Annotated in this window: 10 protein-coding genes; 4 read left to right on the top strand and 6 right to left on the bottom strand. The window is 70.3% G+C overall.

Features of this window, described 5'->3' with window-relative positions:
* The coding region (locus tag ACYVE7_RS23195) for a TolB family protein (protein WP_460367130.1) at nt 1-828 on the top strand (828 nt) is incomplete at its 5' end.
* Here ACYVE7_RS23195 and ACYVE7_RS23200 read toward each other — a convergent pair.
* The 3 genes from ACYVE7_RS23200 to ACYVE7_RS23210 all read right to left on the bottom strand — a co-directional run bounded on the left by ACYVE7_RS23200 (nt 829) and on the right by ACYVE7_RS23210 (nt 2,993).
* The gene (locus ACYVE7_RS23200; protein WP_460367132.1) at nt 829-1,494 is read right to left on the bottom strand and encodes a hypothetical protein; all 666 of its coding nucleotides are present in this window, start codon (nt 1,492-1,494) and stop codon (nt 829-831) included.
* Between the two features lie 27 nt (nt 1,495-1,521).
* Nucleotides 1,522-2,538 (bottom strand): Swt1 family HEPN domain-containing protein, encoded by a 1,017-nt coding sequence (locus ACYVE7_RS23205; RefSeq protein WP_460367134.1) that lies wholly within the window; start codon nt 2,536-2,538, stop codon nt 1,522-1,524.
* 83 nt (nt 2,539-2,621) lie between these two features.
* The gene (locus ACYVE7_RS23210; protein WP_460367136.1) at nt 2,622-2,993 is read right to left on the bottom strand and encodes an ATP-binding protein; all 372 of its coding nucleotides are present in this window, start codon (nt 2,991-2,993) and stop codon (nt 2,622-2,624) included.
* A gap of 107 nt (nt 2,994-3,100) precedes the next feature.
* Here ACYVE7_RS23210 and ACYVE7_RS23215 point away from each other — a divergent pair, with 107 nt between their 5' ends.
* Both ACYVE7_RS23215 and ACYVE7_RS23220 read left to right on the top strand, forming a co-directional pair.
* Nucleotides 3,101-3,934: a Scr1 family TA system antitoxin-like transcriptional regulator gene (locus ACYVE7_RS23215; protein WP_460367137.1), complete on the top strand. Its 834-nt coding sequence runs from the start codon at nt 3,101-3,103 to the stop codon at nt 3,932-3,934.
* Nucleotides 3,931-4,104: a DUF397 domain-containing protein gene (locus ACYVE7_RS23220; protein ID WP_460367139.1), complete on the top strand. Its 174-nt coding sequence runs from the start codon at nt 3,931-3,933 to the stop codon at nt 4,102-4,104. Before ACYVE7_RS23215 ends, ACYVE7_RS23220 begins: the two co-directional genes overlap by 4 nt.
* Before the next feature lie 112 nt (nt 4,105-4,216).
* Here the strand turns inward: ACYVE7_RS23220 and ACYVE7_RS23225 are convergent, their stop codons facing one another.
* From ACYVE7_RS23225 to ACYVE7_RS23235, 3 genes are all read right to left on the bottom strand, one after another.
* Entirely contained in the window at nt 4,217-5,779 is a 1,563-nt protein-coding gene (locus tag ACYVE7_RS23225) for an AMP-binding protein (protein WP_460367141.1), read from the bottom strand.
* Between the two features lie 90 nt (nt 5,780-5,869).
* The gene (locus ACYVE7_RS23230; RefSeq protein ID WP_460367143.1) at nt 5,870-6,910 is read right to left on the bottom strand and encodes a phenylacetate--CoA ligase family protein; all 1,041 of its coding nucleotides are present in this window, start codon (nt 6,908-6,910) and stop codon (nt 5,870-5,872) included.
* Complete coding sequence (locus ACYVE7_RS23235; protein WP_460367145.1) at nt 6,907-7,974, bottom strand: LLM class flavin-dependent oxidoreductase; 1,068 nt, start codon at nt 7,972-7,974, stop codon at nt 6,907-6,909. The genes ACYVE7_RS23230 and ACYVE7_RS23235 overlap by 4 nt, the downstream gene beginning before the upstream one ends.
* Nucleotides 7,975-8,139: 165 nt before the next feature.
* On the opposite strand from ACYVE7_RS23235, the gene ACYVE7_RS23240 reads away from it, so the two are divergent.
* Nucleotides 8,140-8,907 (top strand): hypothetical protein (locus ACYVE7_RS23240; protein ID WP_460367148.1); only part of this gene is annotated, 768 nt, incomplete at its 3' end.

Below are 8,907 nucleotides of genomic sequence, written 5' to 3' on the forward strand. Positions count from 1 at the left end.
CGGCTGCGGTTCCTCAGCAACGGACGGCTCGCGACCGTCCTGGCGAGCGACCCCCACGGCCCGCGCGAGATCACCGAGCAGACCTGCGACCGCGCCTACGCGGCGGGCGGCACCGTCGCCTGTCTGCGCCCGGCGGCCGCGCTCAGCGCCACCGCCCTGGTCCTGCTGGATGACGACCTGCGCGAACGCGCCTCGATCAAGCTGCGCGGCTTCCCCAACCGGCTGCGCGTCTCGGCGTCGGGCCGGATGGTCTCCTGGACCCTCTTCCTCGACGGCCACTCCTACGCCACCACCGGGTTCGCCACCTCCACCGGCATCCACGACACCAGGACCGGGACGACCGTGAAGTCCCTGGAGGAGTTCGCGATCACCCTGGACGGCCGCCCCTACCGGAACGTGGACGTCAACCTGTGGGGCGTCACCTTCACCGCCGACGACAACCGCTTCTACGCGACGCTCTCCACCGCGGGTCGCCGCCATCTCGTCGAAGGGGACTTCGCGGCCCGCACTCTCCGCACGGTCGCCGAGAGCGTCGAATGCCCGTCCCTCTCCCCGGACGGCACCCGCCTCGCCTACAAGTCCGCGATCGACGCCACCCCGTCCAAGGGCTGGCGCCTGTCAGTCCTCGACCTGACCACCCGCACGATCACCCCCCTGTCCGAGCCCCGCAGCGTAGACGACCAGCCCACCTGGCTCGACTCCACCACCATCGCCTACGCCCTGCAACGCCCCGACGGCGTCAACGACCTCTGGACGGTCCCCGCCGACGGCTCCGGCACCCCCCACCTCCTCACCGAAGACGCCTCCTCACCCTCACCCCCCACCTGATCAGCGGGTGAGGGAGATCCAGGTTTGGGCGGCGGTGGCGAGGAGGTCGCCGGTCGTGGTGTACAGGGCTACGCGGCTGGTGAGTTTCCGGCCGTTCGGCTCGTCGGCGGCGGCGACCAGGATGTGGGGGACGCCCGGCTCGGGCAGTGCGTGGATTTCCGCGGACATGCGGCCGAGGACGCGGTCGACGGTGTCGGTCCAGCCGCCGGGGCAGTCCAGGGCCGCCCAGACCAGTTCGGGGGTGGACTCCTCGGGGGTCCAGACGCAGGCCGTCGCCCGGTCCTTGCCGGGCAGGAAGCCGGGACGCAGCCGTAGACCTTCGGCGTGGTCGGGGCCGCACGCGAAGCAGGTCGGGAAGGGGTGGGTGACGTCCCCGGTGAACGCCTTCTCGCACTCCAGCGCGGTCTCCAGGGGGACGAACGGCACCACGGGGATCGCCTCGGTCCCGGCCGCGATCGTGGCGATGACGGACCCACCGGCCGTCGCGACCATCCCGTTGGGTCCCGGTTCGACCAGGATCGGGGTCTCCAGGGGCGGAGGGAGCCGCAGCGTCACCACCGGGGCCCCGCCGAGCCCTGACGCCGCCGCCAGCACCCCGCTGACGTATCCGCCGTTCCCGCTCTCCGGCGGCCCGTTGAACCGCCGCCCGATCACCACTTCCGTCATGCGCCCACCCTAGATCGTGCCCGGGTCTCAGGTCTTGGGGCCCTTCCACACCGCGACGTCGACGCTGAGGAAGGTGTTGCCGCCCTGGCGGGGCAGCGCCTTCACAGCGACGCCCGCCACCACGCCCCGGTCCGTGGTGACGCACAGCCGCATCCCCTTGGCGGGTTCGGCCGAGGCGACATAGCGGGTGGCGCTGCGGCAGGTGGCGTAGCCGAGCCTCTCCTTGCGGGTGAGGATCACGAGATGGCCGTCGGGCGCGGTCAGCCGGGTGCCGGAGAACGCCAGATCGCCGTCGTAGCCACCCTCGACCGGCTTCAGGGGCTTCGCCAGGAGTTCGAGGTGGTAGCCGTCGGACATCTCGACATGGCCCGTGTTCAACCGGGCGCCCACCTTGACGTCCTTGAACGCGCCTTCGTACGGGTCGGGTTTCTTCGGCGACAGGAACACCCAGGCCACGGCCGCCCCGATCACGGCGAGCGCCACCACCGCCCCACAACTGATCTTGAACTGCACCACCGGACGTCCACGGGACGGCTTGGCCCGCTGCTGCTCCCGCGGCTTGGCGGGCTTGGCCTTGCGCCGTTTCGGCGTCGGCCGCACCTGGTGCGGCGCGTTAGGCGCGGACGCCCGCACCCGGCCGGCGAGCTGCCGGATCTCGTTCGCCCGGCCCGGCTGCCCGAGGTGCGTCACGAACTCGGCCATGGTCGTCAGCGCGGCCTTCGCGGTCGCCGGGTCGAGGTCGTTGAGCTGGTCATGGGAGGTGAGGTTGCGCGACTCCCGCACCCGATGCGCCAGCGAGAACACCGCCCCCGGCAGCTTCCCGCGAAAGGCCCGCTCCTCCTTGGTCAGCACCCAGACGAGATAGCCGAGATCACCCAGATGCTCCTTGCCCATCCCGTTGCGCGGATGCCGCCGGTCGAACTGCTCCTGCCACCGCCCGCCGTACGCCTTGGCCATGTGTTCCCGCACGACCGGATTCAACACCTCGGTGACCACCCGCAACCCACCGGTCACCTGGTCCTGATTGATCAGCTTCGCCACCACCACGGCAGCGTAACCAGCCGCCCGCCCCCGCCACCCGAAGAATCCCGTTTTCGTCCCACGCCTCCCGCGACGGCCCCCGAACCTCACTCCTCCTCGACGGCGACGGTGAACCACACCCGCTGCCGCCCGTCCGGAAGCCGTCCGTGTCCCCACTCCTTGGCCGCGAGGTCGAGCAACGCCAGCCCCCGCCCCCCTTCGGCCTCCGCGTCGAGCGCCTGGACGACCGGTTCGGACGCCCCGCCCGGGTCGGTCACCTGCACCCGCAGCAGCGTCGCCGACAACGTCGCCCGCACCTCGACGTACGCCCCCCGATCCGCGTACAGCGCGCTGTTCGTGAACGTCTCGCTGAGCAGCAGCTCCGCCACATCCCGCGCCGGACACCCCGGATCCAGCCACGCCGTCAAACAGCGCCGCACCCACCGCACCTGCTCCGGCCGCCCAGCAAAGGTGGCCACCAGCACCCGCTCCCTGACCATCTGAGATCGCTTCCCCTTGTCCGAATTCTTGAGACAAGCGTGACGCGTCGCGAATACGTTGGCTACGTTCCGGAATGAGCCGCAACATGGAGGTCGGAATGGCGACCGTTCGCGAAACCCTGGACCCGAGCACCGACATGTGGCATCTCATCGCGTGTGAGCTGCGACGCCATCGTGAACGAGGTGAGCTGTCCGGTGCCAGGCTCGCCGAGCTACTTGATTGTGATCGTTCCACAGTTTCCAGATATGAGTCGGGTTTGCTCAGGCTCACCGAGAAGCACGCGGCCATTGTCGATCGTCTATGGAACACCGATGGGCTATTTGGAGCCCTTGTCGGATTTGCCCGGCAAAAGTCCAGCGATGACTGGTTCGTCGATCTGCGCGATTATGAGGCGAGGGCATCGCGCATCAAGATGTGGGAGCTGACGGTCGTACCGGGGCTGCTGCAGACACCCGCCTACACGCGCGCTCTTCTCACGGCAGGGGTCAGCCTGATTGACGATCTTGAGAGCGCGATCGAGCGGCGGCTGGAGCGGCAGCGTGCGGTCTTCGACAAGAAGAACCCGCCGCTGGTCTCGGCCATTCTCAATTGGGTGGTCCTCGAGCAGCCGGTGGCCGACAACAGCACGATGCTCGAGCAGCTCGAGTATCTGGCCGAGCTGGCGGCGCGGACGAACGTGAGCATCCGTGTTCTGGAGAAGGGCGCGGGCGTCCACATGGGCCTGGACGGCCCTTGCAAACTCTTGACCGTGGAGGACCGGGACATCGGCTTCGTGGACGCGCCCATCGCGGGTCGAGTGCTGACTCAGCCAGCAGACGTGCAGTCCGTTGCGATCCGGTTTGACCAGATTGGTGACCTGGCCGCTCCGCTAGTCTCATCATCGCTCTTGATCAAGAAGGCGATGGAGGTCTATCGATGACAGGCTGGCGCAAATCCAGCTATAGCAACACAACGGGTGGAGACTGCGTTGAGGTTGCGAAGATCGTCGGCACCATCGGGCTCCGTGACAGCAAGACCCCCGAGCGGCCCCACCTCACCTTCACCCCGGCGCCCTTCGCGCAGCTCGTCACCCGCCTCAAATCCTCCTGACGCCTCCCCGCGCGCGCCCGCGAGGGCATGGCGGGGGCATGATCGTGTCGAGCTGCGGCGTGTCGCCCTTTCGGGGTGGTTCAAACCGTCGGTTTGTCGCAGGTCGAGGCGATCAAGAGGGGCTGAGGGTGGCTTTGAGGGTGAGTTTGTCGACTTTGCCGTTGGGGTTCAGGGGGAGCGAGGAGAGGGGACGGACTTCGCGGGGGACCTTGTAGTTCGACATGTTGGCCTTGGCCCAGGCGCGGACGGCGTCGGGCGTGGCGGGGCCGACGGTGAACGCGACGCAGGATTCGCCGGTACGCGGGTCGGGGACGCCGACGACGGCGGCCTGGGTGACGCCGGGGCACTGGAGCAGCAGGGACTCGATCTCGGCGGGGTAGGCGTTGAAGCCGTTGGCGATGAACATCTCCTTCTTGCGGTCCACGATCGTCAGGTTGCCGAGCGGGTCGAGGGTGCCGATGTCGCCCGAATGGAGCCAGCCCTCGGCGTCGACGGCCTCGGCGGTCCGCGCCGGATCCTCCCAGTAGCCGGGCATGACGCCGTAGCCGCCGATGAGGATCTCGCCGCGTTCGCCGGGCGGCAGGTCCGCGCCGTCCGCGCCGACGATCCGCAGCGCGACGCCCGGCACCGCCCGCCCGGTGGTCGAGGCGATGACCTCGATCGGGTCGCCGGGCCTGGTCATCGAGACGACCGTCCCCTCCATCAACCCGTAAGCGTTGATCATCCGTTCGACGCCGGCCTCGTCCAGCATCCGCCGGATCAGTTCCGGCGGCACCGCCGCCGCCCCGCAGATCGCGACCCGCAGCGACGACACGTCGTACCGGTCCAGCTCGTCCAGGATCTTGAAGAACATGGTGGGGGCGCCCGCGATGAGGCTGACGCGCTCCTTCTCGATCAGTTCGAGCAGCCGGTCCGGCTGGAACAGCGCGATCGGCATCATCACCGCGACGCGCAGCACGCAGGCGAGCAGCCCCGCGTTCAGCCCGAACCCGTGGTTGAACGGCGCGATGATCGGATACCTGTCGCCCTGCCGGAGCGTGACGAGCCCCGACCAGTCCCAGTAGCCGCGCAGGAGCTGCCAGTGCTGGAGCATGACGCCCTTGGGCGCCCCGGTCGTCCCGGACGTCGCCATGATCTCCGCGAGGTCGCCGGGCCGCACCGCCAGGGCCCGCCGTTCGGCCAGTTCCTCGGCGACGTCGTCGCCGAGCGCCAGGAACGCCTCCCACGACAGCGCCCCCTCAGCCGTCGTCCCCGGCAGTGTGACGATCCGTTCCAGCGAAGGGAGCTCCGCCCCGGCGAGCAGCCCCACGTACGAGGTGTCCATGAACCCCTCGCCGACGAACAGCACCCTGGTCCGCACCTTGTTCAGCAGCTCGGCGGCCTCGATGCCCCTGAACCTGGTCGACAGCGGCGCGACGACCGCGCCCGCGTCCCACAGCCCGTAGCACGCCACCACCCAGTCGGGCGTGTTCGGCGCCCACACCGACACCCGGTCGCCGGGTTCGATCCCGAGCGCGATCAGCGCCCGCGCGACCCGCCGCGCCCCGTCGGCGAGCGCCCCGACCGTCAGCCGGACGTCCCCGGCCGACACCACGATCTCGTCCCCGAAACAGGAGGCACGATCCCGCAGCATCCGCGGAATCGTGCCCCACTCCGGAACCGCCTCCAGCTCCATGGTCACCTCTCGGTCGGCCCCGTGCGGGGGACCGCCGCCGAGCCGCGGGCGCGAGCCTTGGATACACCTGCGGCACGGCGGCGGAGTCGGTCAGACCTCGGCGCGGACGCGTCCGAGGTGGTGGCCGCGGGCGTCCACGACGGTGGGCGGCGCGGCGGCCTCGACGACGTCCGGGCTCACCGCGACCTCGATCGAGACCGGGGTCAGCGCGACGAGCGCCTGCTTGACGCGGCCCGCCCACATCGGGTTCTTGACCAGGGTGTCCCGGTTGAACGACACGGTCAGGACGGCCCGGTCGAGGGTCCCTTCGCGGGACACGGCCAGCTCCCAGGTGCTGATCCCGTCGATCCGGGTCAGCGCGTCCTGGATACGGGGGATCGACACCCAGCGGCCCCGGATCACCAGGTGTTCGCCCACGGTGTGCGTCGGCTGCGCGAGGGAGCCTTCGACGACCCAGCCGGTCCGCAGCACGGCGTCGCCGAGCGTCCCATGCCAGGTCGGTGTGACGACCAGTTCGCCGTGGCCTTCGAAGGAGTCGACGGTGGCGTCCTTGTCGAGCGGCGCGACGGCCAGCAGCCCGTCGCGGACCGGGGTCAGCGACGGCCCGTAGGCCACCGGCACCCCGAAGAACGGGTCGGCGAAGAGCTGCACGACCTTCGCCTCGAACTCGGTCTCGAGCTGCCGCACCCAGTTCTGCGTCGGGATCTCCCCGACCAGGAAGATCCGCTTCAGTTCGAGGTCGAGCGGGTCCAGCAGGAACTCCAGGTGGAGCCGTGCCAGGAAGTCCATCGCCCCGGACGGGGTGGTGATCAGCACGTCGGCGCGGGTCTGTTCGAGGGCGCGGTGCAGCCGCAGCCGGCCGCGCGGCCCGACCGACGCCACGGCCGACGCCACCGACAGCGCCGCCTCGGCGATCGAGGAGCCCTGCAGTTCGCCTTCGCTGTTCAGCGCGACGACGACCCGGTCGGCGGCGGTCAGGCCCGCGGCCTTCAGGGTCTCGGCGGTGAGTTCCAGCGCGGCCGCCCGGTCGGCGGGTGATAGGGGCGCGACCACTTCGGCGTCGGGGGAGACCAGGAGCAGCCCCCGCGCGGTGCGCCCGGCCGGGAAGGTCTCGCGGGAGTGGAACGTCATGCCATGACCTCGTTCATGAACCGCTTCATCGACTCGGTGACGTGCTCGTGGGCCAGCCCGCCGACCTGCGCCTGGAGGATCAGGTCGGTCGCGCCGGCGGCCTGGAGCCGTTCGACGGCCTTGCGCGAGCCCTCGACGTCGTCGATGACGACCATGAGGTTGTCGCGCAGGATGTCCATCGCCTCCTCGGGCGGCATCGCGACGGCCTGCTGGCCGAGCACCTTGTGGGTGGCGTGCCGGGCGTCGGTGTAGGACGGCGGGGCGACCAGGTTGACCTGGCGGCGCAGGTACCACAGGACGGCGTCGGCGGCCGTGTCGACGGCTTCGGCGCGGGTCGGTCCCACATGCCACGGGATCATGATCGCGATCCGGCGGGTGGCGGGGTCGAAGCCGTTGTCGGCGAGGCACTGCTTGTAGGCGGCGATGTCGTCGGCCACGTCGTCGATGCCCTTGAGCATCGTCATGCCGAGGAGGTTGTAGCCCTGCTTGGCGGCGGCGAGGTAGCCGTCCAGCGAGGTGGAGGCGACCCAGACCGGCGGGTGCGGCTCCTGCACGGGCCGCGGATACACCGAGACGTTGGGGATCTCGAAGTACTCGGACTTGCGGGTGACCGGTTCGCCGTCGGCGTTCCAGATGGCCAGGACGGCCTCCAGCGACTCCTCCCAGAGCTGCCGCGACTGCTCGAACGGCCGTTGGAACGCCTGGTACTCCAGCGGTGACGCGCCGCGTCCCGTCCCGAACTCCACCCGTCCGCCGGACAGGACGTCCAGGGTCGCGACGCGTTCCGCGGTGCGGATCGGCGACTGGAACGGCAGCAGCACGACGCCGAGCCCCAGATGGATGTTGCTGGTCCGCTGGGAGATCGCCGACAGCACCAGGTCGGGCGCCGAGGAGTGCGAGAACCCGCGGGTGAAGTGGTGCTCCACGAACCACGCGGTGTCCATGCCGATCTGGTCGGCGAGCACCACCTGGTCGATCACGTTCCGGAACGCCTGGCTTTCGACCTCACGGCTCCGTCCCCGCACCTCGAGCTCATAACCGACGCTGATCCGTAGGGACGTCATTCCCCGCCTCCCGCTCTCTGTCCACCGCAAGCTTAACCAAGCGCTCGCTTGGGAGATTAGCAGCGCGGCCCGCGTCCGAACAAGTCAGGTGACATTCGCCCGGGCGGCGGCGCTAGGAGAGACATGGTGCGAACCACTGCAAAACAGTCAGACGATGCCAACGCGGTGTTCTGGGAGGCCCCACCGGGCGGCCCGGTCAAGCACCGCGAACGCTCGGCCGTACGGACCTTCCCCTGGCTCCCCGTCGTCCTGGTGCTCCAGGCGGCGCTCGTCCTGCGCTGGGACGGGGTGCGCGGCATTGGCGCGCCCAAGGGCGTCGAACTGCCCTACCTGAACTCCGGCACCGCCCTCGTCGCACGGCTGCCCGACGGGATCTCGATCGGGATCGGCCGGCTCTACGCGCAGGAGGGCGTCTGGGTCACCCGGTACGTCAGCATCGGGCTGCTGCTCCTCGCGACGGTCTGCGTGTTCGGGATGGCGCGGCGGCTGTACCGCTCGGGCACCTGGGCGGCTGCGGTGTTCGCGACGGCCGGGAGCGTCCAGGTGGCGGGCGGGCTCGCGACGGGCACCGCGCCCGCCGTGTTCCTGCTGGCCCTGGCCGGGCTGCTGGTCGTCGGCTCGGGCCGCACCCCCTGGCTGCTGATCCCGGCCGCGCCGGTCGCCGCGGGGATGGTCGTCTTCCAGTACACGACGGCCGTCTATCTGCCGGTGCTCTGCCTGCTGGCGATCCTGGTGAGCTGGCGGCTCGACCCGCTCTGGTCGCTGGTCCGCGGGCTGTTCCTGCTGGCGCTCACCGCCGCGTTCGCCGCGGCCGCCCTCACCTGGGCCGGCACCTGGGCCGCGTTCGCCGACGCGCTGAGCGCCCTCACCCCCGTCCGTCCCGACACCGAGACCGCCGCCCGCTGGCTGGGCCCGGTCGGCCTGCTCGCCGTG

The sequence above is a fragment of the Actinocorallia lasiicapitis genome (assembly GCF_054778695.1).

What these genes read in the sequence shown, in the direction of transcription:
- ACYVE7_RS23200 (WP_460367132.1), bottom strand. Translation starts at nt 1,494, where the DNA reads ATGACGGAAGTGGTGATCGGGCGGCGGTTCAACGGGCCGCCGGAGAGC.
- ACYVE7_RS23215 (WP_460367137.1), top strand. Translation starts at nt 3,101, where the DNA reads ATGGAGGTCGGAATGGCGACCGTTCGCGAAACCCTGGACCCGAGCACC.
- ACYVE7_RS23220 (WP_460367139.1), top strand. Translation starts at nt 3,931, where the DNA reads ATGACAGGCTGGCGCAAATCCAGCTATAGCAACACAACGGGTGGAGAC.
- ACYVE7_RS23225 (WP_460367141.1), bottom strand. Translation starts at nt 5,779, where the DNA reads ATGGAGCTGGAGGCGGTTCCGGAGTGGGGCACGATTCCGCGGATGCTG.
- ACYVE7_RS23230 (WP_460367143.1), bottom strand. Translation starts at nt 6,910, where the DNA reads ATGACGTTCCACTCCCGCGAGACCTTCCCGGCCGGGCGCACCGCGCGG.
- ACYVE7_RS23235 (WP_460367145.1), bottom strand. Translation starts at nt 7,974, where the DNA reads ATGACGTCCCTACGGATCAGCGTCGGTTATGAGCTCGAGGTGCGGGGA.